The sequence below is a fragment of the Thalassotalea fusca genome (genome assembly GCF_053485835.1).
Map to the genome: position 1 here is coordinate 57,312 of NZ_JBQRUN010000005.1, position 23,294 is coordinate 80,605.

Genomic DNA, 23,294 nt, shown 5'->3' on the forward strand with positions numbered 1-23,294 from the left:
AAAATCCAAACTTACATTCAAGCAAAGCATACAGTTTATTGACTCTGACCCTGAGCTATCCCCACAAATATTTCTTATATATCAATTAAATAATTTTAAAATGAGGGAACATTCATGGTGTTTGGTGATCAGATCTATCGCCAAACAAAACTAACCAACTGGAAACACCATGAATGCTCTCCCTATACTGAAGAAAACTTTAACCCTTGTCACCCCCAATATGCATGCTAGATGAAGAACTTCCTTAATTTCTTCGATTGAAAGCTTGTTAACTGGCGCTAATGCCACTGTGACTAATCTTGGTCGAGGTATTAATTCACGAGCAAAGGAAAAGCATAGAATTAAACGAGCGGATCGGCTGTTGTCTAATACTCATTTGCAACATGAAGCTTTTTCAATGTATCAGTCTTTAGCTAAATTCACGATAGGAAAAGCTAAGCGCCCTATTATCTTAGTTGATTGATCAGATTTAGATGAACACAAAAGTCACTTTTTACTTAGAGCAACACTTGCTTCACATGGACGAGGAATTTGTTTATATGAAGAAGTGCACGACATTAAAACCAAAGAAAAACCTCAAACACATCAAAAGTTTTTAGCTAACTTGGCAAGAATACTGGATGGCACAAGTAAACCGATTATTGTCACAGATGCTGGCTTTAAGACACCATGGTTTCGGGCTGTTTTAGCACAAGAATGGGACTTTGTTGGACGGGTACGGTTACCTAACTTTTATAGTTTTGATAACAAAGTATGGCAATGTATTACGCATTTATACGCTAGAGCAACTAGTTGCCCTAAATCATTTTAAGGAGCGATTGCAAAAAGCAATCGGTTAGCATGTCAGCTAATACTTTATAAACAGAAGAGCAAAGGCAGACAAGTCCTAAATCACTCAGGTGAGAAAAGACGCTCTAAAACCAATAAAGTCTATCGAAAATCAGCGCGTGACCCATGGTTGCTAGCGACATCACTCCCTCAAGGAAATCAACTCGCTAGACGAACAGTGAGAATATATCGTTTGCGTATGGAAATAGAAGAAGGCTTTAGGGATATAAAAAGCCATCAGTTTGGCCAAGGATTTGAATATAATAAAACAAGGAATATCAAAAGGTTGTCAATTTTGATTCTACTAACCACCCTAGCACATTGGCTGCTAATGGCCATTGGATTAATGGCGAGAAACACCAAACAACACCACCAATACCAAGCAAATAGTTTGAAAAATAAGAACGTACTATCACTTCACTTTATCGGCTTGCGTGTCATGGCAAACCGATATGCAAAGTTCTCAGCTAGAGCGCTATTGAACGCAATTAATCAACTAAATTTAACTGGCGGTGCATATTCCTTTGAAGCGTTATAGAATTTGTGGGGATCCCTCAGACTCTGACCCCATAGGTTTTACCAACTCAAGCTTACGCCGCTTTTCGCAATTCTTCTTCTGATTTCTCCACCGTTTGACGGCTTTTAGGCTGGCGTTCAATCCATTGGCTTAGCGCACCAAGTAAGAAAATTACCAGCAAGGCATATACAGCGCGATAGTCTGTTTCAACAGGTTCAGCCTTTGCCTGCTCTGCCAATTTTTGACCCGAGACTTGCTGAGTAGCAGGTGCAGTAACCGCTGTAGGTTGCGCTAGGGCTTGGGCTAAAGCTTGCGACAAAGGCGTTAAACCAAAGCCAGCGGCTTGTGCATCCATGTACGCATTGAACTTCTCGTTGTCAGTGGCCACATCAAATTCAGCGGCTAATTCGGTATATGTTTCCATCATCTTTTTGACGGTTTCTGGTTCCGCTTGCCAATATCCCTTACGCACCGCTTCTAGCATTCGCTCGATGATTTGCGCCAAAGACTCAGCATTATGTTCTTCAAAAAATTCACGCATATCCATTTGATATTTGTCTTCAACATAAACCTCAAAAAACTCCTGCCATTGATCGTCACGAATTGCTTCTGGTGTCATCACCTCCCACCCCCACATGTTATTCATGCGGTCAAGGATAGCTGTTGCACCTGCATAGCCGGAGCCTTGCATCGCTTTTATCCAACGCGGATGAAAATAACGGCTACGCATTTCTTGATTAACAAATTGCTCAAGCGTTTGCGTTTTCAACTTATCTTTGCGGCGTAGGTTTGAGACGTACATTTCAGGGGTTTTGCCATCTAAGTGACGAACAGCGAGTCCGATACCGCCAAAATATTGAAACGGATCATCGTTGGTCATCAGCGCATATAGATTGGTTGAACGCGAAAATATGACGCCTTCGGTGCCTGATAATACTTGCGCGTATAAACCCGTTTCACCCACATTTTCGCTCCAGCGACTTTCGTCTTTACCAAAAGCAAAACCCATGCGGTCTAAATAAAGATTCGCTAGCTTGCTGTCGTCATCCCACGTGTCTGATGCTAAACTCGTTGCCGCTAACCCAGTTCCATAGTTACCTGTTTCATTAGAAAATATACGAATAGACGAGAGATATTCAGCATCTTCTGGTGATTTACCTTGTTCAAGCAACGATTGTTTCAGTGCGCTGGTGTGACGATAGACAAAATTATTTTCTTCTTTCATCTGCGCTACTTTATCTATCGCTTTTGCCAGCCATAGCATGACGTTTGGAAATGCATCGCGATACAAGCCCGTCGCTGAAATTACCACGTCAATGCGCGGGCGTTTAAGTTCGCTATAGGGAATAACTTCCGTATCAACCACATTGCCTTGACGATTCCACTTAGGCTTTAAGCCCAGTGCATGCAAAATTTGCGCTTCTAACGCGCCCTGATGACGCATAGTTTCCAACGACCACAGAGAAAACGCCAATTTTTCCGGATAACGACCATGTTTTTCACGATACTGAGCAATTGTTTGCTCCATCAAGGTAATGCCCGCATCATAAGCTTCTTTCGATGGTACTTTTGCCGGATTAAAACCAATGAGATTTCTTCCTGTCGGCGCAGCGTCTGGATTACGGATTGGGTCACCACCGTAACTCACCGGAATATAATTACCCTCTAACGCAGCCATTAAATTCTCAACTTCCGAAATATGCTGAAAGTTGTCCCAATAGCGCTTAGCCAGTTTCAAATCTTCCGTTAGCTGGTCATCAAGATCTGGCAACGATTTGCCCGCTATGTACGCTGCTAGCAATTGAAAGCCTTCTAATGCAGACAACTGACGAACATTGCGCTCATCAAATTGTGCTGTTGCAGGCAAGGTCATGCCATGTGCTAGCTCATAGTCAGCAGCACGCGCAGTATAATCATCTCCCAACATTTGCAAAATCGTCGTGTATAAATGTGCATCTTCAGGCAACAAGCCAAAAATGTGAATACCTAATGGTTGGCTCATTTGTGCTAATTGATTTAAGTGATCTTGAATAGTCACGAGATGTTGCTCAAACTCGCCCATCAAACTTTCTTTGCTCAATGATAAGTCTAACAGCATGTTTAATCGCTCGCTCATCGCGATGATTTCGTCTTTGGTGTTCTGCTTGGTTTGCCCTTGCTCCAGCATCATATAATTAGCAATTTTCTCATTGAGCTCAGCAACGTCTGTATATAAACCTGCTTTAGCAAACCCAGGCGTTAAATGACTGATCATGGTTGCGCGACCGCGACGTTTTGCCTGCATTGCCTCTCCCACATTGTCGATAATGTACGGGTAGAATACCGGAATGTTGCCGATAGCCAGACTTGGTGCGTCATACACAGACAACCCACGCTCTTTACCAGTTAGCCACTCTTGCGAACCATGGGTGCCAAGATGAATAAAAGCATTAGCACCAAATACTTCTCTAGCATACAAATATATCGCTAAATAGCTGTGATTTATGGGTGTTTTGGTACTGTGATAGAGCGACGAATGTTCTTTTGCGTTTTCACCACGTACGCCTTGCGGCATCACAATCAAATTCCCCAGATCCATACGCGGGATCACATAGGCGTCAACTGATTCACCGTTTATTTGAGCACTACGCAACATACTGCTGTTTTCGGGTGCTCCCCAGCGCTCAATTATCGGTTGACGAACTGCTTCTGGCAGTCCATTAAACCAAGTCAAATAAGTCGACAGCGGTAAGTAATCAGCCAATCCCAATTCAACTAAGGCTTCGGCATCTTCACCACGATAATACGGCCTAAGTAGTTTTCCTGCATATTCAATAAGTTGTTTATGGTCTGTCACCTCAACATTATACCCTTTGGCTTTCATCGCTTTAGCAATTTGCTCGATAGAACTCGGGACATCAAGGAACGCCGCACCCACATTTTTCTCGCCTGGAGGATAGTTCCAAATGAACGTGGCGACCTTTTTCTTTGCATTAACGGTATGTGCTAATTTCGCATGATTAAAGGCCCGCTCAGCAAATGCCGATAACTGATAAGGGATCGCCACTTTCTCACCATCTTGATTAGCCGCAATAATAGTTGGATCGGCGCTGCCAGTATCTTCTGGCATTACCAGAAAAAATGGGGTTAACGAAGGTGAAACACCTGCATTATCTTGCTCAAACTTAGCTTGGTCACCTTCGGTATAGTTCAACGCATGTAAAACTGGCACCCCAACTTTTTCGAATTCAGCGCGGCGTTTTTCTACATAATGCAACGCGCGATAGTTAATGATTAAATCAACCCGTGCTTTACCGCTGTCGTCAATCAGTAATTCGGTGTAATTTAGGGCTTCATCGTTACCTTCAAAGTAAAAGCCGAATGCTTTGGCGCCTTTTTCTTCTAACGATTTAATCAGGTTGTCAACGATTTGTTGCTGTTCATAATCCACAACGCTGCGGTGCATACCAACAGCAATTACAGGTTGATCAGCCTGTGCATTAAGATATTGGAAGAACATAGCTTCATCACTTGTTACCTGACTATCTAGGCCGTAGTGATATAAACCAACATTCGGCACTTCTTGCACAGGCATGGCTTGACGTTCACTTGTTTCAAGCACTTGATTCGATATATAAATCATCAGATTACGATAGTTTTCTCGTCCCGCATTCTTGTAGTATGCACCAACGGTATTGCGATCTTCAGCCGACAATCCTTGATTCATTTTTTCGTTGTGTAAATCACCAAGCGAAATCACTGGAACGTTTGGCATCTCACTTAAATACGATTGGTATTTTGCGAACATGAACTTTGACAGTGCTGGGTTAATGCCATCAAGCATCACCAGCTTGGCGCCTGACCAATCAGCTTTTATGGTCTCTTCCGATTTACCTTTGGTTGAATACACAGTGAATTTAAAAGGCTGGTCTTTTGCCAAACTTTTAAGCAAGTCACCCTTTGGTTTGGAAGCATGTGAAGACATCATTAGCAAAACTTCGGGTTGTTCACTGGCAGCGAACACCCAATGAGTGACCATAGTCATCACAATGAATAATGTTGTTTTGAATTGTTTAATCATGTTGGAGTTCTTCTTATTGAACATATTATTGGCCGACATCTAGTTCGCTTGATTTTGATTAGTGCGGTTCTGGTTCGTAGAGCCTTGCACACTGTCGCCTTCAGGCACATAAACAAAACTGCCATCGGCCATCTTGTAAGCAACACCTGCACGCATTCCCTCACCTGAACCAATTTCACCCGTTGATTTATACTGCTTAATTTCTTTGCCCTTCTTCACAATGACTTCCATGTTAGGTTTACCTGCGTTTTTGACGACAGTAACGTCGTCACTGGAAAATACGTTGAGTGGATTTTGTGCCAGAGCGATCAATAGCGCGGCGATAATCACCAAAAAGACATCAACTAAGTTAATCGCGCTGACGATAGGGTTTAGCTCCTCGTCTTCATCTAAGAAACGCATTAGTTTGTTCCCCGGATTTTGCGAATATTGATTAACTCATGTGCACACCAGCGCTTCTTCACCGAAGCTGGCCAAAACGTAAGTGAGGCAATCACTAAACCCCAGATTACCGCAGCAAAAGCAATAATTAGATTTTCACTGATACCTTGAATGTTGCCGTCTGCTAATGCTTGAAGCGCTGGCCCCATTGGAATCATTGTTGCAATTAACCCCAGCATCGGCGCGATACGAGTAACAATACGTAATGTTTCGAGTTTTTTCAGCGCGACAACTTCAAGCTCGTCTTCGCTCGCATGAGGATTTTCGATGAAGTAGTTATGAACTGGATAGCCCGCAATCCAATTTTGCTGCTGATCAGCCACTGTCCTTGTGTAAGCTAGTGCATTTTTCTTTCTAACCAAGTACTGCGATAAAAATTTTCCCATCGCAAATACTGAATAAATAAGAAGAACTACGATTGTCAAAATCACTGGTGTCATTAGCAATGTCGACACATCAGCCATCATGTTTTCTACAAAAATAATATTCAAAATGCCATACCTTAGAATTGTGGGCTAATGCCCCTTTATATTGGTGAAAAACATCCACCTCAGTTTTCTTTGGCGTAATGTAATTTAAACCGAACAAAGATTCAAATAAAAATTATTCTCATTTGTATTTACTTTTGTATTTTTTGATGTATGCTTAGCTTCGATTAGAAAATGTAAGCCCAAAAAAGATACCGACACGCTGATGTAGCTAATGAAAAGCTTGCTGGGAACGTTAATCCCCCCTAACTAACCCAGCTAGCCTTTCATTAGTTCTGCGCTAGGTATCTATCTCTCAATTAGGAAAATACACACTATGTTTAAGCCAACACCTAAGGTGCTAGCTTGTGCAGTGTCAGCTGCACTTTTATCCATTCAGTCTACTGCTGTATTTGCAGCTGGTGACGCATCTAGTGAAGATCTTGCCAGAAATATGGAAGTAATTGTTGTGAGTGGTTCTCGCACCGAAAAAGCCCTTAAAGACGTTGCTGGCAGCATTTCAGTCGTAACAGAAGAAGATTTAGAAAAACAACTGGTTAATGATATGAACCAGTTGTTTAAATACGACCCTAGCGTGCAGGTAACAGGCTCGCAAGGTGGCGCACAGAATTTCATTGTGCGCGGTATGGGTGGCGATCGCATCTTGATGATTAAAGATGGTATGCGCATGAACGAAGGTTATGGAGCAAATGGTTTGAACGATATTGTTGGCCGTGGCTTCATTGAAACCGACACCTTAAAGCAAGTAGAAATAGCTAAAGGTGCAGCATCATCATTATATGGTTCAGACGCACTAGGTGGCATTGTAGTATTTACCACCAAAGACGCATCAGACTACTTACTCGAAGGTGAACGTTTTGCTGCTAAAGTTAAAGCTGGTTATAGCGACACGGGCGAGCAAACCAATATTGGCGGCACTTTAGCGCTGCAAACGGGTGGCTTCGAGCATTTGTTAAACCTTACTCATAGAGAAGGTAATGAACAGCAAAACTTTCACGAGACCAAACCTACGCTTGATATTGAATCTGACAGTGTCATGTATAAAGGTAAATATAACTTAAATGCTATGGATTTTGTTTCATTGACGGTTGATCACTGGCAGCAAGAAGTTTCGGGTGATTCAGCGTATGGTCTTCTTGAGTATTTTCGTGGCCTACCAGGATATGACATCGTTTCAGAACGTAGTAATAGTGAACAAGACAATACTTCTGTTCAATTAAGGTATTACTCAGAAACGGCAACCCCCATTTACGATATTCTCAACGTTTCTGTGTACTCTAATCGCACCAAACAAATAGACGTTGAATATGGATTGCTCGATATTGATGCCAACTTTGGCTTTCCTATCGTTGAAATGCGTGACATGTGGAAAACATCCAGCTTTGAAAATAACACCGTCGGCTTCCTTTCAAACGCAAGTTTTGAGTTAAATTCTCAGCACACACTAGGCTACGGTTTAGATATCGAGAAATCTGAAGCCTTACGTACCGAAGTTAAACTTTATGAAGTAGAAGGTACACCTAAGCTAGGCTACCCACAAACGTCTGATAAATTCCCTGAAACTGACGTATTCCGCGCAGGATTATTTATCAATGATGAAATCACATTGCTTAATGGTGATCTTACTGTAACCCCGGGCATTCGTTTTGATATGTACGACATGGATGCCAATGGTGCGCTAAAAGCAGACGGTGAAGCCTACCGAGATTTTGACGAAAACCATGTATCGCTGAATGTTGGGGCACTCTATCGCCTCAATCAAACGATGTCACTGTTTGCTCAATATGGGCAAGGGTTTAAAGTGCCAGCATACGATCTTGCCTACATAGATCACGACAACTCCATTTACGGCTACAAAATAGTCCCAAGTGATGATTTGTCACCGGAAGAAAGTGACACTTACGAGATAGGGCTGCGTGGCCACCAAGGGGATTTCTATTTTAATGCGGCGATCTACCATACGAAATTTGACAACTTCCTTGCCACCCAACTCATAGACACAGAGACGTCTATAAACCGCTATACGGGACAAGAGTCACAAGTTTTGGTTTATCAATATCAAAACATCGATGCGGTAACTATTGATGGTGTAGAAGCCAGTGTTCAATACCATTTAGATAACAACATTAGCATGTTTGCCAATGCCGCTTATCAAGATGGCAAAAACGATGAAACAAACGACTATATTACCAGCATTGCACCACTGTCAGGAGTAGCTGGTGTTAGCTATAACGGCGAGCAATTATCTGCGGATATCGTACTAAACTGGGCAAAGCGCATGACCAAAGTTAACCAAGGGGATGCTGAAATTGCCGGTTACGGTACACTAGATTTCTTAGCAAGTTATGAAGTTAGCCCTGACTTACGCGTGAATTTGGCTGTCACCAACCTGACAGATAAAGAATATGTGCGTTACAACAATGCAGCAGGTCATAAAATAGATGCCGATTTAGCCTATCTAACTGAGCAAGGTCGTGCGGCAAGTGTGAACGTGAGCTATCAGTTCTAAAGCACATTTACTTATACCAATGCGATAAACGCTATACCAAAAGGTGTGGCGTTTTTTTTAACACCGTATTTTTTGCACAAACTGGCGCTTGGCATAACCTTCCCCGCACGTTAAGCTAACCTAAATTTATCACGCACAAGAGACAGGTATGTTGAAAATTAAGGGGATAGACCATATCGTGCTTCGCACGCAAAATGTGGCGAATATGCTGGATTTTTACGCGAACGTGTTACATTGTCCTATCGAACGTGAATTAGCCGCAGACGTAGGCCTAACCCAGTTACGTGCGGGTAATGCGCTGATAGATATCGTTAATGTTAACAGTGAACTCGGCCGCATCGGCGGTGAAGCGCCACAAAACGAAGGACGAAACTTAGACCACTTTTGTCTGCAACTCACTGATATCACCGAAGAGGCGTTAGTCGCGTATCTAAAAGGACAAGGGGTTCAAGTACTCGACATCAGTAACCGCTATGGTGCAACGGGTTTTGGTCGCTCTATTTACATCAAAGATCCCGATCAAAATACCATCGAACTTAAACCGATAGACGATGTTTAAACCGCTCGCCCTTAGTTCAGCCAGCTACTGCTATTGATAAATTTTTACGCATAGCGGTTATGCCACGCGACGAATATCGCTTAAATTGACTACTTGCGCTTGTTGCATGTGATCAGTCCAATGCATTATCTCTAGCCTGCCTGATGCGGTTTCAATCATAAAGGTACAATTTTCTATCCAGTCACCATCATTACAATAAAGAATGCCATCTCTTTCACGAATATTCGGGTGGTGAATATGCCCACAAATCACGCCATCGAGCCCTTTTCGCTTAGCATAGTCTATTGCCGCATCTTCAAACGTGGTTATTGCGGACGTCGCTTTTTTAACACGCACTTTTAAATACTTCGCCAGAGACCAATAACCATAACCTAGTCGCTTACGTGCATAGTTTGTCCAGCGATTAAGAAACAATAAAAAATCATACGCACTATCGCCGACAATGCGATTGAAGCGACTAAAACGAATAACATTATCAAGCTCATCACCATGCATTACTAACATGCGGCGACCATCAACCGTTTCGTGGATAAATTGCTTATGCACTTCCACCGCTCCAAACTTTTGGCCAACAAACTCCCTGAAATTAACATCATGGTTTCCTGGAACATAGATAACACGGCAACGTTGTCGTGCCATTTTCATTAATTTACCAATCACTTTATTATGCTGAACCGGCCAATAGAAATTACGTGATAACGACCAAACGTCCACAATATCTCCTACTAAATACAAGGTGTCACATTCAAGTCTGTCCAAGAATGCTAACAGGTATTCAGCTTTACAGTCTTTATAACCAAGATGAACATCAGATATCCAAACCGCTCTCGCTTTGATTTTATCGGGTAATAAATTCGCCATAACCTAGCCCTATTGTTTTTTATTAAGGCTAGAAAACATTAATGTCAGAATCGCGAAGGAAAGTTGAAGTTTTTTTGAAGCACCATGATTCAAGTAGTACTAACTACTAAAGGTAATATTTACGTGCTGTAAATAAGCTTTATATTATGCACTGTGCCTATGAAATATTGCAATTAAGTTAATAAACTGATAATTTATTGATTACTCATTGAAGAGTATCAAGATTTATAAGGAAATTAATAAAATGAAAATACATCTTATCATTATCGCAATTCTATACTGCTTTCCAGCATTATCGGAAACAATTATCAAGAAAAATGAACATGGTACGCTAGAGCTAGTTGGTGAAGGAAGCTACTTGTTCTACCAAAACAACAATGCTCAATCGATTCGTATTTCTGCGTCAATTAGAAGTACCAACTTTAATTTCTATGATGGCAGCTACTTAAAATTAAACGCGACAAATGGAAAAATTACTCGATATAGCAAAGTGACTGGCCTAACAGAGCTATTCATTGTAGATTCACCGAACGCTACTGACTGGGATGTTGATCCTTCAATCCTAAACTTGCTTGAAGTATATGATAAATTTGAAAACTCTCCTTCCTCTATACCCGTTGTACCACCGGGTGAATGTTTTGATGGAAATATTGCTGTACCTTGTAATTATTCACACTTTTTGGATTTAGATGCTAGCGCATTTTCAAGTAGTTCGTCATGTGCTGCAGAACAAAATCAATTTACAAATTTTGGCTTCAATGGCTACAGTACGCATGATAGGTGCATTCGCTCTTCTCAACGTAATACAATGCTTACAGCAATAGGAGTTATGCTCGCGTGCACCGTGGAACCTACGAAACTAGGCTGTGTAACAGCTTTCGGAGCATATCTTACAGCGATAGATAATCAAAGCGAGACATCATACCAGTGTAATAGAAGCTATGAACAAGCGCGATTAGCACTAGAAGAATGCCAACAAAACATAGACGATGGTGGTGATGATAGTGACGTTGGTGATGATTCTTCAGATGGTGGAGGAACAGGAGACACAGGTTCCATTGGTACAGGATCTGGCAGTAATTCGGGAGGAAGTTCATTTTGTACCCAAAAAACCTATCATAGTGTATGTACTGGCGGTGGATGTACTACATGGACAGAAATTACAGTTGTTCAATGTTAACGTAATGAAATCAGAGTCAGATGAAAAATTTATTTAAAATATCGGTTGGACATATGTACAAGAACAATCTTAGTGGCGCATTTAACTTAATTGTAATTGCTATTTTTTTTGCTTATGCAAGTTATCATTTTGAACAATTATACGCGTATACATTTTCACTTATAGTAATCGCTATTGTTAGGAAACACATGCTCGAGTATGTTGAGCAAAACTATGTCAAAAAAGACGAATAGAAAAAATGTGAGTCATTGTGAGGTAACAGGTACAGGAAACCACTTACTCCCTGTACCAACCCCCATTCGTTAGTCTTTGTGAACAACGCTGGCATAGCACTATGTAACCTTTGAATATTTTAACTAGTTAGGTAGTTTTCGCAATTTGGTGATTTAGGTTGTGCTTGAATGCGATTAATGCTGGATTCCTCTTCAACGCATTCAACAAAACGTAATTAGTTTTTTTGCATTCAGTAATTTGGGAGAAACTCGTGCAGGTGTGCCTAATTTAGACACATCAAATAAGAGTGTCGCGTTTAATGCGCCAATAAATACAGTATCCTGTTGTAAGGAGGCTGCAATAACTGTTTGACATGATGAACACGTGATAAAGCTTGCCTGATTGGAGCCTTGTTTTTGCGCCGTAAGTGGGACATCTGTTGTAATCACCAGTAATCCCGCAGGATTAGACAAGTAGGAAATATCTCGCGCTGTACAAAAATCACAGTCGCATGCGCGTGGATGGTAACTACTTAGATCATCGGGGAGTGTAATCTTTACAGTCACATTGCCGCACGGACATTTACCTTGGTGCGATTCCATTAGTTGGTCTCCTACAGGTCGAGCGTTCAAATTATTTTTTTAGCTAACATACTCTATACATTAAATAACCTAACAGTGCCCCTAAATATTGCAAATGCCCGTGTGGCGAACAGGTCAGCTCACTTCTATACTTTATGTACTTTACTTCGTTGTCGAAGGATTTCGGCAATGCCAATGACTCTTGGATGAACTCAGCTTTACGGAGTCTTTCTATGAAACTGTCCATCACTACACTATTTACTTTCCTGTTTATTTCATTACTTGTACCTCAAGCGATAGCAGAAAAAGGTGGTAAGGGAAAAGGCGGGAATGGTTTTCCTCCCGGTACTCATTTCAATTTGAATGTAATTGCTAAATGGTCGGAACGCGATTCCGGCAACTTTAATTGCCCAAGCGCGGAGGAATACAGCAAATATGAAGATAGTCTTACGGGTGAGTCTTGCGATCCCCTCGAAGGCAGCGAAACCTGCTTGGAAGTCCCTAATAACGTCATTTTTATCCCTAGAGAAAACAGTGACCAACAACACATCGATGTAATAAGCGGTGGCAAAGGGAAAAAAGCGGCTGATATTATCGATATGGAACAACTGCAAGTCACCAACTGGTGTACGGAAAAATTTGACAACGACCCCGCGGCGTTTTTCTTACCTGAAAATAAGAACGGCTATGCTGTATTTGCCCGATTGACTGGCAAACCTAAAAAAAATGGTACAGCTAGCATGACCCTCATTCCCGACATAGAATCGGTAGAGACTGAGTGTGTGGTGTTAGTTGACGATGGCGAAGGCGGATTGATTCCCGATCCAGGCGGTGCAACTGAACCATGTGATTTACTCCACATAGGTAGCCTAAGTTCAGACGGTATCGAGATATCTCGCAGTGGTGATGGTAGCTCTGAAGGGACTGTTAAGGGCAAAGGCGTCAACAAAGCGGTAGAAGTCACAGATTTATTTATGTTTACTGGTCATGTATGTTTGCGTCCAGAACCAAATTTCTACACTGATAATGGCGTTGTCGCACCAGAAGATTTCTGCCTAAATGAAGGCGGCGATTACGTATGTACCGACGTTTCTCTATGCTGCTCTGCCGATTCAGACAACAATGGCCAGTTCGACTCTTGTGGTTATTTGGAAGGTGGTACAGACCAAAATGACGATGCCAACTTCGATCCAACCACGGAGCCTTGGGCAGATCCAACAGCAGGTAATGCATTAACAACGGGAGAATTTGGCGTGTGCTTACTTGTTGGTGACACAGAGTATACCGTGGCTTGTCAGGGGCCATTTGTCAATGAATGGAGCTTCAATATTGCCGATGTTGTTAATTACTTTTTAGGTATTAATAATAATGGCGGCTATGTATTGCAGCTACGCTTTTACCCCAACCAGTAATGAATGAACTGAGCAAAGCTTCTGGCTAGGGTCAGTGTCAATACACACGACTTCACGCGTTATTGTTAAACAAAGTAGTCGTTAAGTTGACACTGACCTCGAGCGTGCTAACTAATTAACCGAATTGCATCTTGCAACGCATTAGCGATTTCTTCATTGCGAATAGCATTAGTTTCCATATCAAAGTTATCAAAAAAGCTAGGAATAGACAGCGACGCCTTTACATCCGCTCCAAAATAAGGTGCTGAGTTAGTTGCTGCGCTTAACACACTCGCCGCGCCACCTGGTCCCGGTGATGTTGCTAAATAAATGACTGGCTTGTCTTGAAACACTTTCATGTCGATACGCGACGCCCAATCAAATACGTTTTTGTATGCCGCAGTATAACTACCATTGTGTTCAGCAAATGACACGATTACTGCATCAGCTTCTTTGATGTGATTGAAAAAGCGTTGTGCATGCTCAGGGATCCCCAACGCTTCTTCTTTATCTTGACTATAAATTGGCATTTCATAGTCGTTTAAGTCAATGATGTTTATGTTCGCATTGGGCACTAGGTTTGCCGCATGTGACACCAATAACTTGTTTATTGATTTTGAGCTGCTAGTCGCAGCAAAAGCTAGTATATTCATAATGCACTCTCGTTTGATGTAAAACTTGAGAGTGAGTATATATTCATTCCATTAAATGATTAATTAGGCAAATGTAATTATATTTTTTCCAAACAAGAGCTAATCATGGTTCTTTGCCGATATAAGATGCACATCGCGTTGTGGGAATGGAATCGTAATGCCAGCGTTTTCAATCGCTACGTATACCGCTTTGTTGACCTGATACTTAGTTTGATAAAACGTATTCGTGGGAATCCACAGGCGCATACCAATGTTAATACTGCTGTCAGCAAATTCATCAATACCCACCTGAATTTTGTCAGCAGGAATATTTAAATCTGGCTGTTGTAGCGTTTGTTCAATCAGCGCTACCGCATCCATTGGATTATCTTGATAAGAAATACCAACCGTAAGCTCAAGTACCGTTTCAGATTTGGAGTTATGTAATACCTCGCCGACAATATGCTTATTGGGGATCATGATTTCCACACCATCTTCATCCGTAATAATGGTATAAGCCAATAATACCTCTTTCACTATGCCTTTCACCCCTTGTACCTGAATCGTATCTCCAACGACAAATGGACGAATGGTAATAATGTTGAAACCTGCAGCATAGTTAGAAAGTAATCCTTGAAACGCTAAACTCGCCCCCAACGAAATCGCACCAATTGCTGCGACAAAAGGCGTAACGCTGACACCAAGCTTACCTAAGGCAATCACGACTACCATGACCACAAGAATCATGCGGGAAGCATTAGCAATGAAGCGACTCAATGTTACATCGAGCTCCTGTTTCTCACAAACTCGCAATACCAGTTTCGCTACCTTTCCAGCAAAATAGTAGCCAATAAAAAATATAATGAATGCACCAATCAATTGAAAACTGTAGTTTGCAAAAAAATCGACGAGTAACTGGTAAAATGCTGATACCTGATCGATCTCATCTTTAAGTAATTTCGCTGGATTCAAGGTTGCCACATCACTTTGTGACGATGAAGTTGCGGGTGTGGATTCAGAAAACATCTATCAAGTCCCTATATTCTAAGAAAATTTTTATTCTGGCTTATTGCGCTTGCCACTGTACAGATAATAATAGCGTATCATGACGGTATAAGTGACACTCAAAAATGTCACCCTGATTGATTTGGCCGACACCTTTGGGCGTTCCTGTCATCAATACATCACCATCAGTCAATGTCATGAATGTACTAAGCTCTTTTTGCATATTTTGCGGTGGGTATATCATATGTTCCACCCCACCCGCCTGGCGCAGCGCTCCATTAATTGAGCAGGTTAGTTTCAAACCTTCAAAATTTCCATCGAAAGGGATAAATTCGCTGAATATTGCTGAGCCATCAAACGCTTTAGCACGCTCCCAAGGCAGCCCTTTCGCTTTTAATTTGGCTTGCAATTCCCGCTTGGTCAGATCTAGCCCTAATCCTATACCCGTCAATTTTCCTTGCTGATGAATGAAACAAATTTCAGCTTCATAATGAAGCGGCTCATGATGAAAAGATACTAGTTCTGATGTAATCGCTGAGTTTGGCTTATTAAACACCACCATTTCATCAGGAATTTCATTCGCTAACTCTTTAATATGGTCCACATAGTTACGCCCGATACAGATGATTTTTGAAGGCGTGATTGGTTGATTATTTAATATGATGTGATTCATAGAAACGATCCTGTATTACTACTGCCGCGTTTGAACAAATTGGGTGTAATATCGCGAGTATGGAAGACGAAGAGTTTGCTCAATAGTCTATCATGGTCTAGTTTTAAACGAATAGATGATTTACCAAATAACGATTATTTATCTGGTGATTAGCACAGCTATTCATTTGATGAATAAGACATTAATGATTATCAACATTTCTTGAACTTCGGCTGAGTAATTAGGGTCACTATGCATACTCCTGATCAAGTACAGCTTGCTCAACTAGCATCAAAATTTCGGATCCCAGCATTCTCGTTGTCAATGCAAGAAATTGAACGGCTGGTAAACCATGCCTCACCGGACATCGTGGCAATTTGCCAATTGATCGATAATACCCCTGCGCTCTCACATGAGTTATTGGCAACGATCAACTCACCCTATTTTTGCAGAGAAGTACAACTAAATGAGATTAAAGCGCTCACTGATAAATATGGCTTGAGCGCCTTGTGTAGTTACTGCACCGCACTGCTTTTGGGCGACAACTTTAAGCAGGATACAAATAAATTAGTGGTTGAACTGTGGCAAGACGCTGTTGATATTGCCAATGCGATGGTTTTTCTTGGTGAGAAGGTGAGACAAGCTATTCCATCTTCATTGCTATTTACCATAGGCGTGTTTCAAGGTAGTGGCATGGCTTTATTAGCAAGGCATTATGAAGACTATGCAGACGTTCTCTCACAGGCACTAAACAATCGCGACAACTCTGTGCGAGCAGAGCAACAGCATTACAATATTGACCATACCGTGTTGGCATATGCGGTTGCTACGCAATGGCAACTTCCTGAAAACATCGGTCAACTGATTTTACATCATCATTCAATCAACTATTTTGATACTGCCAGTCACTCACATTATCAGCTCGCATTTTGTGTATTAAAGGCAGCTGAACATATGGTATATCAAGCCAAGTATGAGCGCCCCTCACCTGATTGGCAGGAATTTAAGCACACAGTGCTGCTAATGCTCGGCATTTCCGAACTCAATTTCGAATCGATATTCACCGAATACTTCAATATTAACCATTGATAGCCAAAGAGACTTTGAGCTCTGAAAGTTGAATTTTGAATTTTGAATTTTGACTAGAATTTCACTACAGGAATAGGACTATTGAAACGTTGAATGTGACCGCAGACATCGTAAAAGGGTGGATGCCTGCGGGTTAACCTTTTGATTTAAATGTACCAACTACTCAAACTTGCGCTCACGCTTGGTTTTAATCACAGCAATGTACGCATGCCAGCTCGCGAAACTTAAGATAGGCATGATCAATATAAAACCAACAGCAAATGTTGCAAAACCAATTGCCACACCTGCCAAAACGATAATCCCCCACAGAACCATAGGGCCTATATTTGTATTAACCGCTTTAATAGACGTTGATATCGCCGTCATAATATCCACTCGACGTTCCATCATAATTTGTGGGGTAAATGCGGTTAACATGAACACTACACCAAGAATCATCGCGCCAATCATCGTTCCCATCGTTAAAAACGCCATTAACTCTTCTAACGTTGGCTCTGCCGTACTGGGATAAAGCGCATGTATTAACGCAGCAATACGCATCCAAGCGATCATTATCACCATAAGTAAAATAGCAAAGCCCCACTCCCCTACCGGATTGCGAAACATCGATTTTAAACTATGCCTAAAAGTAGGCTTGTGCCCTTTTTCTAGTTCCCATGCAACGTCATAGAGTCCGGCGGCAAATGCAGGGCCAATCAGTGCAAACGCAACCGTCGAAGGCAAGATGACTAAGTGATTTTCAGTGGCGTTAACCAAATAAAGCATGGCTGCAGGGATCAGGCTAAAAATCACACCATAGATTAAGCTAATCAAAGGCGCTCTCATGAAATCATTTACTGCAAGTGCCAGCCAATGAAACGGTAGGGAAAAATCAACTTTATTACTTTCAATGGTGCGGGCAAATTCTTTGGAGCTTTTAGCTGCTTTTGATGAGGGCATGGAATACATCTCCTTATTCACTTTATAGTCGCTCATCTTTCAACATAGATGACGAAAAGGAAAAATGCCAAAAATCCTAAGTTCGAAGGCGCACCAACAGCCTATTTTGACCGCTAAAAAACAGACAAAACCTCACTTTATCGGTCGTTGATTAGACAACTTTAGTCACCTTGACAAAACTTTACGTTTCTTTACTCAACCTAGCCTGTTTATTGCTGTCTAATTTGCCCAAGGCACACCGTTCAACGAGTTTGTAATGCCTGATGCAATACCATTAACGCGGGCAATCAATAAAAGCAGTGCGGTTGACCAACAAATACAAACACAAATTAAAAGAGATACACCTTTGTTACATAACCAAATCATGAGAAGCGGCAATTTATTGCCACCACAAAAGACATTTTTTGCCGCCCATCCATTTTTACTGATTAATCACTGATGTAAAAAGTGCGAATCCAGCGCGTTAAATATAAGAATTGCGAACAAATCCAAAACAAGAATAAAAGGTACACACTGATGGCTAATAAAATATTACTCATAGACAGTGATAAAGACTTAACAACAACGCTTAACACCCTGTTGCAACAAGAAGGTTTTGAGGTCACCAGCTGCTTTGATGGCATCTGTGGCTTGCAACAAGCACTAGAACATAGCTTTGATTTGATTCTCCTAGATGTTGTGCTGCCGGAAATGAACGGCTTTGAACTACTAAAGCAGCTACGACCAACCAATCGCACACCGGTTATGATCATTAGCTCCAGAGATGACCATTTTGATCGGATCTATGCGTTAGAGATAGGAGCAGATGACTATCTGGCTAAACCGCTAAATAACCGCGAACTTGTAGCACGCATTAACGCCATGATGCGAAGAGTTCGCCACATTGACAACAATCGCCACCAAAACATACTGCATATCAATGAAGTGGAACTTAGCTTAACAACAAGACAAGTGCATTGTAATGGTAGTCTGTTGGACTTAACGGGTTCAGAATTTCAGGTGCTGTATTACTTAATGGCGAATGCAGGAAAAGTTATTGCCAAAGATCAAATCGGTGAATCTGTACTCGGCAGGAAAATTTCTTACTATGACCGAAGCATTGATATGCATATTAGCAATATACGCAAGAAGCTCTCGGTAGCGGAACAACCAAGTAAAATTAAAACCATAAGAGGCGCAGGTTATATCTTTTTGAGAGAAACTGCTTAACACCGATAACTAGCGTGACAACTGCCGTGCAAGAGAAAATGCAGTTGTCGCAAACTCTTGGTCAATATTAGCAGCATTTGTCATTGCTGCCATTGGCGTCGAATTAGTGCGGAACACCTCAATCAATCCACTGGCCAAAGACTGCCACGCTTTTTTATAATTAAAATCGAGAATGTTCTCCCCAATAGTAACACCCGAAATATTTTCAATAGCCAGATCAAGCGCTGAAAATGCCAAGCCTGTCGGCCCTCCATAGAGCAGCCCACCCGCGAGTTTAGATGCCGTGCTAATATCAGCATCACTGATACTCTGATAAACGGTCGACACAAACGGTATATGATGCAGAACGTTTACCGCATCAAATCCATCCGTTAAATCAATCCCGTTATTGCCAAACAAGGCACTGATAACACGATCTCCATAGGAAGCTTCAGAACCATTAGTTGGTGGGAATCGATTTTCACTAGCCATGGCCACATCTACTTGCGGCACGGTAATGTATGGTGCTTGGCTGCTTGACTGGAGACTAGATTGTAGCCGTTGTAAAAAACTTTCTTGTTGATCACTGTTGGGCATTGGTTGCTGCTCGAACCCTGTGCCTGAGAAAAACCCGAGTATGTTATGCTGTATCAAACTTTGTGACTGCTCGAGCAGCGTAGTTGTCGCACCTGCATCACGTTGATGCGTAACCAATAAACTCATTAACTCATCAGCAAATCGACCCGCACCGTTACTTCGTTCTGCTGTTTTATTAGATAGCTCAGGCTTTGCAAAAACTTGCTCAGTCACTTCGCCATTCATTAAGTAGGGTGCAATCTCATCATTAAAAGGGACAATATTCATCACGTTTTGCTCGCTAGTCTCAGGCCTGTAAAATGTCGGACATGCTCCCTGTTGCGTCGACCTTTTTTACCTGTTCTTTACAATTCTTACGCTTTCTTAAGCCTGTATGACAAAACTAGACAGCAAAAATTTCTCGTTGAGATATAACAATAATCAAGCAATTAATACCGTTCAACAGGTACACGATGATGAAAAAATTTATGCTGTTCAACTATTTTTTAGTAATATTGATTAGCGGCTGTAGTTCACAGCCAGCGCTTGACGAGCAAGTGATCACTGACAGTCCAACAAATCCCAAAGTCAGCCAAAGGATCCTCTCACCATCAAATCTACCGGTGACACCAGGAGATCCAAAATACCGCCCAGTAAGATCATATCCCCTTGAGCCAATGCAAGTTCCTTCCGGTTCGCTATTCAGACCAGAGCGCGCCATAGGGCTATATCAGCCAACCAACCTTTATGGTGTCGGCGACATGATTCTAGTTCGACTCGATGAAAAAACATCAGCCGATAAATCACTAAAATTTAGCACCGACAAAAAAGGGGTTTTTGAACTTCAACCAGTCACCTTAAATGCAGGCCCGATTAAGATAGCCGGTAATGATTTAAGCGCAGATTACGAACAAGCAAATGACTTTGACAGTTCAGCACAAACCAAGCAAAAGAACTCACTTAAAGGTGATATTACCGTCTATGTCGTTGACATCATGCCAAATGGGAATTTGCTCATCGCGGGTGAAAAATGGCTCACATTAAACACAGGGGAAGAATACATTCGATTCTCAGGTGAAGTACGTATAAGCGATATCGAAAAAGACAACAGTATCAACTCAGTAAAAATAGGAAATGCGCGTATCGAATATAGCGGCACAGGAAAACAACAAGACAATCAGCAAGAGTCGTTCATTGGTCGACTTTTTAGTTTACTGGAGTAGAACTATGCGTGTTAGAATTTGCCAATTCCTATTGCCATTTTCACTGCTAATATGTACTTCCCTGCATGCAGCTTGGTACAAAGGCAATGCCCAACAACCTATAAGCGACATGAACTTTGACGAAGTTCGTGCCCAAACAATAAAAAACGCCATTGCCAATGCGGCTTTGAAAAGTTCAAGCTACATTCGAGCAGAAGACATTGCACTCGATGGCTTGTTACTTAGCAGCAAGACTGTTTTACAAAGCGAAGGTCACATCCGCCGAGTCGACATTATCAGTGAAACTATAATAGATGGCGTATTGGCAGTTGTGGTCAATGTCGACTTCAAAACGCTCAACGATTGTCAGCAATCACGCTATGCCAAATCGTTGTTAATTACCCAGTTTCCCTTAGTTAAACCGTTACAAGCCAGAACTGGTGCCATTTTTGATTTCGATCACCATGTTGTCACGCGCCTAAAAAACCAATTAACCGCGCACCCAACATTAGTTGCTCCCCAGTTACTCGATGCCGTTATCACGCCAAATAATCAATCTGCCATCGCATGGCGCACTACGCTACTAGAAAATGCCAGATACATAGCAAACCAACATCAAAAGCAATTTGTATTGCTTGGCAATATACGTGACATCAGCTTGTTTGAGCAATTTAAAGATAACTTGCTTATCGACGAAGTAACAACACGTCGAAATTTTACACTGCAAGTTTATCTGATCGATGCAATTAGCAATAAAATAGTGTTCGACAAGCGTTATCACAGTGAAGCAAATTGGCAATACCCCATAAACCACCAAGTCGATACAAATAACAGCTTATTTTGGCGTGGTGACTTTGGCCGTTCAGTATTAAATACCATTAATAGTGCCGTTACGGACATTACTAACCAACTTCGCTGCCAATCAGTGCTAGCACAAATCATTCACAAGAGAGGTAACCAGCTCATGATCAATATGGGACAGCACCATGGTGTTAATATTGGTGATACTTTTGAAGTTATTCTTCAACAACAAATATACAGCAATACTGGACATATAAATCGTTTGCTAGTCCCGAAAACATCATCAAAGTTGACCGTAATAGAAGCTAATGAAACACATGCGATAGTGGAAAGTGACGATCTTGCCTTAATTGACGATGTACAACTAAATGATTACTTGAAATCTACAATAACGTTTTAAAAACATTGAACATTAGTGTAAAATCGGCAGCTAAAATAAAGTGTCAGTTTATTTAACACTCAAAAGAGCCCTACGAGCACGAACCTAAAAAACACCAAGCATAACAACAACTTGAAAAGCGGCTTGGTTTTTGCATAAGTAGTATCAACTAGATTATTATAAAAGTTCCATACTGGGAGAGGAAATCTGCATGGGATTCAAAACGTTTTTAAAACGCATCTTAGCCATCAGCACCATCGCTTTTGCGGGAAGTGCAGCAGCCGATAATTTTAAAGCAGATGGCTGTTTTGAGTGTGATGGCGAAAGCTATGACCTTGGTTACACCGTAAACTTTAACTTTGACGATGGCTCAACTGGTGAAGGGGCTATTTATTTTGGTCAAGACGACAGCACAGGTGAACAATACCTGTTCTTCAAAATGGCTGAAGATTATGTAGATACCATTTATCACGAAACGTCGGGACATAGCTCAATTTCAGACTATGCCAGTGGTAAGCGTGACTTTAGAACGTTAGTGCAAAGTGACAAATTAGGAAATAGCACAGGCGACCCATTGGTATTTAACACTAACCTCGGCACTTACGAGCTGCAGGTAGATTTGATTTCTTGTATCACAAGACCAACAGATAACTGTCAATCAAACGACAAAAAATACACAACGGATATCGCTGGTCGTGAATTTGGTTCAGCCGGATATAATGACGATACTGCGGGCTATAAGAAGTCAACAGGTACCGTACATTCACAAACTGGTACTGCGATTGAAGATGTTGTGCTTAAAGCAACAAGTTCAATGGATTACAACGCCAAGCTTGACGGCTTTACTGTTAAGCACTCGCTACAAGATGTGGAAAACTCAGGTTGGTTAACGTATGTAGGCTACGAATTCAAGTTCGCTGCTGGTACATTCACTAACTGGATTACCCCTGACCAAGATATTTCAAGCTTTTTGGCGTTGGGTGAATCGCATGCTTCACCAATGAAAAAGCTGTTGAATGATACAACGATTACTGATGATTGTATTCAAGGTTGTGTGCCAACAACTGATATCCCAGAGCCGGGTTCATTAGCGCTATTCGGTTTAGCTGCACTTGGCTTAATTCGCGTAAGAAACAAAAAAGTATAACGCGATATTTTTCACACATTAAAAGACACTGCTAGGTTGACTAACAGTGTCTTTTT

Annotated in this window: 22 protein-coding genes; 12 read left to right on the top strand and 10 right to left on the bottom strand. The window is 41.5% G+C overall.

Features of this window, described 5'->3' with window-relative positions:
- Positions 1-547: 547 nt before the first annotated feature.
- Entirely contained in the window at positions 548-811 is a 264-nt protein-coding gene (locus tag ACSLUK_RS07985) for a hypothetical protein (RefSeq protein ID WP_448548023.1), read from the top strand.
- Between the two features lie 39 nt (positions 812-850).
- Entirely contained in the window at positions 851-1,366 is a 516-nt protein-coding gene (locus tag ACSLUK_RS07990) for a transposase (RefSeq protein WP_448548228.1), read from the top strand.
- Between the two features lie 52 nt (positions 1,367-1,418).
- Here the strand turns inward: ACSLUK_RS07990 and cobN are convergent, their stop codons facing one another.
- From cobN to ACSLUK_RS08005, 3 genes are read right to left on the bottom strand one after another with little or no spacing between them, the layout of a single operon-like run.
- A complete protein-coding gene (cobN, locus tag ACSLUK_RS07995) occupies positions 1,419-5,405 on the bottom strand; it encodes a cobaltochelatase subunit CobN (protein WP_448548024.1) in 3,987 nt (1,328 codons plus the stop codon).
- Positions 5,406-5,444: 39 nt separating this feature from the next.
- Positions 5,445-5,807: a DUF2149 domain-containing protein gene (locus tag ACSLUK_RS08000; RefSeq protein ID WP_448548025.1), complete on the bottom strand. Its 363-nt coding sequence runs from the start codon at positions 5,805-5,807 to the stop codon at positions 5,445-5,447.
- On the bottom strand, positions 5,807-6,337 hold the full coding sequence (locus ACSLUK_RS08005; RefSeq protein WP_448548026.1) for a MotA/TolQ/ExbB proton channel family protein: 531 nt from the start codon (positions 6,335-6,337) through the stop codon (positions 5,807-5,809). The genes ACSLUK_RS08000 and ACSLUK_RS08005 overlap by 1 nt, the downstream gene beginning before the upstream one ends.
- A gap of 313 nt (positions 6,338-6,650) precedes the next feature.
- Between ACSLUK_RS08005 and ACSLUK_RS08010 the strand changes: the two genes are divergently transcribed.
- The gene (locus tag ACSLUK_RS08010; protein WP_448548027.1) at positions 6,651-8,843 is read left to right on the top strand and encodes a TonB-dependent hemoglobin/transferrin/lactoferrin family receptor; all 2,193 of its coding nucleotides are present in this window, start codon (positions 6,651-6,653) and stop codon (positions 8,841-8,843) included.
- Positions 8,844-8,991: 148 nt separating this feature from the next.
- Entirely contained in the window at positions 8,992-9,402 is a 411-nt protein-coding gene (locus ACSLUK_RS08015; RefSeq protein ID WP_448548028.1) for a VOC family protein, read from the top strand.
- Positions 9,403-9,459: 57 nt separating this feature from the next.
- Here ACSLUK_RS08015 and ACSLUK_RS08020 read toward each other — a convergent pair whose 3' ends face one another.
- The gene (locus tag ACSLUK_RS08020; protein ID WP_448548029.1) at positions 9,460-10,263 is read right to left on the bottom strand and encodes a UDP-2,3-diacylglucosamine diphosphatase; all 804 of its coding nucleotides are present in this window, start codon (positions 10,261-10,263) and stop codon (positions 9,460-9,462) included.
- Positions 10,264-10,507: 244 nt separating this feature from the next.
- Between ACSLUK_RS08020 and ACSLUK_RS08025 the strand changes: the two genes are divergently transcribed.
- Entirely contained in the window at positions 10,508-11,443 is a 936-nt protein-coding gene (locus ACSLUK_RS08025) for a hypothetical protein (protein WP_448548030.1), read from the top strand.
- A 434-nt stretch (positions 11,444-11,877) separates the two neighbouring features.
- Here ACSLUK_RS08025 and ACSLUK_RS08030 read toward each other — a convergent pair whose 3' ends face one another.
- On the bottom strand, positions 11,878-12,258 hold the full coding sequence (locus ACSLUK_RS08030) for a GFA family protein (RefSeq protein ID WP_448548031.1): 381 nt from the start codon (positions 12,256-12,258) through the stop codon (positions 11,878-11,880).
- Between the two features lie 212 nt (positions 12,259-12,470).
- Between ACSLUK_RS08030 and ACSLUK_RS08035 the strand changes: the two genes are divergently transcribed.
- Complete coding sequence (locus ACSLUK_RS08035) at positions 12,471-13,649, top strand: hypothetical protein (protein WP_448548032.1); 1,179 nt, start codon at positions 12,471-12,473, stop codon at positions 13,647-13,649.
- A 107-nt stretch (positions 13,650-13,756) separates the two neighbouring features.
- On the opposite strand, the gene ACSLUK_RS08040 is transcribed toward ACSLUK_RS08035, so the two are convergent.
- From ACSLUK_RS08040 to ACSLUK_RS08050, 3 genes are all read right to left on the bottom strand, one after another.
- Entirely contained in the window at positions 13,757-14,281 is a 525-nt protein-coding gene (locus ACSLUK_RS08040; protein WP_448548033.1) for an NADPH-dependent FMN reductase, read from the bottom strand.
- Positions 14,282-14,380: 99 nt separating this feature from the next.
- The gene (locus ACSLUK_RS08045) at positions 14,381-15,286 is read right to left on the bottom strand and encodes a mechanosensitive ion channel family protein (RefSeq protein WP_448548034.1); all 906 of its coding nucleotides are present in this window, start codon (positions 15,284-15,286) and stop codon (positions 14,381-14,383) included.
- 40 nt (positions 15,287-15,326) lie between these two features.
- Positions 15,327-15,938 (bottom strand): fumarylacetoacetate hydrolase family protein, encoded by a 612-nt coding sequence (locus ACSLUK_RS08050; protein WP_448548035.1) that lies wholly within the window; start codon positions 15,936-15,938, stop codon positions 15,327-15,329.
- Between the two features lie 231 nt (positions 15,939-16,169).
- Between ACSLUK_RS08050 and ACSLUK_RS08055 the strand changes: the two genes are divergently transcribed.
- Complete coding sequence (locus tag ACSLUK_RS08055) at positions 16,170-17,006, top strand: HDOD domain-containing protein (RefSeq protein ID WP_448548036.1); 837 nt, start codon at positions 16,170-16,172, stop codon at positions 17,004-17,006.
- 159 nt (positions 17,007-17,165) lie between these two features.
- Here ACSLUK_RS08055 and ACSLUK_RS08060 read toward each other — a convergent pair whose 3' ends face one another.
- The gene (locus ACSLUK_RS08060) at positions 17,166-17,945 is read right to left on the bottom strand and encodes a DUF2189 domain-containing protein (protein WP_448548037.1); all 780 of its coding nucleotides are present in this window, start codon (positions 17,943-17,945) and stop codon (positions 17,166-17,168) included.
- A 256-nt stretch (positions 17,946-18,201) separates the two neighbouring features.
- On the opposite strand from ACSLUK_RS08060, the gene ACSLUK_RS08065 reads away from it, so the two are divergent.
- Positions 18,202-18,384 (top strand): hypothetical protein, encoded by a 183-nt coding sequence (locus ACSLUK_RS08065; RefSeq protein ID WP_448548038.1) that lies wholly within the window; start codon positions 18,202-18,204, stop codon positions 18,382-18,384.
- Positions 18,385-18,461: 77 nt separating this feature from the next.
- Complete coding sequence (locus ACSLUK_RS08070; RefSeq protein ID WP_448548039.1) at positions 18,462-19,154, top strand: response regulator transcription factor; 693 nt, start codon at positions 18,462-18,464, stop codon at positions 19,152-19,154.
- A gap of 9 nt (positions 19,155-19,163) precedes the next feature.
- On the opposite strand, the gene ACSLUK_RS08075 is transcribed toward ACSLUK_RS08070, so the two are convergent.
- On the bottom strand, positions 19,164-19,997 hold the full coding sequence (locus ACSLUK_RS08075; protein ID WP_448548040.1) for a hypothetical protein: 834 nt from the start codon (positions 19,995-19,997) through the stop codon (positions 19,164-19,166).
- 185 nt (positions 19,998-20,182) lie between these two features.
- Here ACSLUK_RS08075 and ACSLUK_RS08080 point away from each other — a divergent pair, with 185 nt between their 5' ends.
- The 3 genes from ACSLUK_RS08080 to ACSLUK_RS08090 all read left to right on the top strand — a co-directional run bounded on the left by ACSLUK_RS08080 (position 20,183) and on the right by ACSLUK_RS08090 (position 23,238).
- Positions 20,183-20,932: a flagellar basal body L-ring protein FlgH gene (locus tag ACSLUK_RS08080; protein WP_448548041.1), complete on the top strand. Its 750-nt coding sequence runs from the start codon at positions 20,183-20,185 to the stop codon at positions 20,930-20,932.
- A gap of 4 nt (positions 20,933-20,936) precedes the next feature.
- Positions 20,937-22,112, top strand: a complete 1,176-nt coding sequence (locus tag ACSLUK_RS08085; RefSeq protein ID WP_448548042.1) for a flagella assembly protein FlgT middle domain-containing protein — start codon at positions 20,937-20,939, stop codon at positions 22,110-22,112.
- 190 nt (positions 22,113-22,302) lie between these two features.
- The gene (locus ACSLUK_RS08090) at positions 22,303-23,238 is read left to right on the top strand and encodes a PEP-CTERM sorting domain-containing protein (RefSeq protein WP_448548043.1); all 936 of its coding nucleotides are present in this window, start codon (positions 22,303-22,305) and stop codon (positions 23,236-23,238) included.
- The last annotated feature ends 56 nt before the right edge of the window (positions 23,239-23,294 follow it).

Excerpts from the sequence above, each read along its gene's own strand:
- cobN (WP_448548024.1), bottom strand. The coding sequence starts at position 5,405 with ATGATTAAACAATTCAAAACAACATTATTCATTGTGATGACTATGGTC.
- ACSLUK_RS08000 (WP_448548025.1), bottom strand. The coding sequence starts at position 5,807 with ATGCGTTTCTTAGATGAAGACGAGGAGCTAAACCCTATCGTCAGCGCG.
- ACSLUK_RS08010 (WP_448548027.1), top strand. The coding sequence starts at position 6,651 with ATGTTTAAGCCAACACCTAAGGTGCTAGCTTGTGCAGTGTCAGCTGCA.
- ACSLUK_RS08015 (WP_448548028.1), top strand. The coding sequence starts at position 8,992 with ATGTTGAAAATTAAGGGGATAGACCATATCGTGCTTCGCACGCAAAAT.
- ACSLUK_RS08020 (WP_448548029.1), bottom strand. The coding sequence starts at position 10,263 with ATGGCGAATTTATTACCCGATAAAATCAAAGCGAGAGCGGTTTGGATA.
- ACSLUK_RS08025 (WP_448548030.1), top strand. The coding sequence starts at position 10,508 with ATGAAAATACATCTTATCATTATCGCAATTCTATACTGCTTTCCAGCA.
- ACSLUK_RS08030 (WP_448548031.1), bottom strand. The coding sequence starts at position 12,258 with ATGGAATCGCACCAAGGTAAATGTCCGTGCGGCAATGTGACTGTAAAG.
- ACSLUK_RS08035 (WP_448548032.1), top strand. The coding sequence starts at position 12,471 with ATGAAACTGTCCATCACTACACTATTTACTTTCCTGTTTATTTCATTA.
- ACSLUK_RS08040 (WP_448548033.1), bottom strand. The coding sequence starts at position 14,281 with ATGAATATACTAGCTTTTGCTGCGACTAGCAGCTCAAAATCAATAAAC.
- ACSLUK_RS08045 (WP_448548034.1), bottom strand. The coding sequence starts at position 15,286 with ATGTTTTCTGAATCCACACCCGCAACTTCATCGTCACAAAGTGATGTG.
- ACSLUK_RS08050 (WP_448548035.1), bottom strand. The coding sequence starts at position 15,938 with ATGAATCACATCATATTAAATAATCAACCAATCACGCCTTCAAAAATC.
- ACSLUK_RS08055 (WP_448548036.1), top strand. The coding sequence starts at position 16,170 with ATGCATACTCCTGATCAAGTACAGCTTGCTCAACTAGCATCAAAATTT.
- ACSLUK_RS08060 (WP_448548037.1), bottom strand. The coding sequence starts at position 17,945 with ATGCCCTCATCAAAAGCAGCTAAAAGCTCCAAAGAATTTGCCCGCACC.
- ACSLUK_RS08065 (WP_448548038.1), top strand. The coding sequence starts at position 18,202 with ATGCCTGATGCAATACCATTAACGCGGGCAATCAATAAAAGCAGTGCG.
- ACSLUK_RS08070 (WP_448548039.1), top strand. The coding sequence starts at position 18,462 with ATGGCTAATAAAATATTACTCATAGACAGTGATAAAGACTTAACAACA.
- ACSLUK_RS08075 (WP_448548040.1), bottom strand. The coding sequence starts at position 19,997 with ATGAATATTGTCCCTTTTAATGATGAGATTGCACCCTACTTAATGAAT.
- ACSLUK_RS08080 (WP_448548041.1), top strand. The coding sequence starts at position 20,183 with ATGATGAAAAAATTTATGCTGTTCAACTATTTTTTAGTAATATTGATT.
- ACSLUK_RS08085 (WP_448548042.1), top strand. The coding sequence starts at position 20,937 with ATGCGTGTTAGAATTTGCCAATTCCTATTGCCATTTTCACTGCTAATA.
- ACSLUK_RS08090 (WP_448548043.1), top strand. The coding sequence starts at position 22,303 with ATGGGATTCAAAACGTTTTTAAAACGCATCTTAGCCATCAGCACCATC.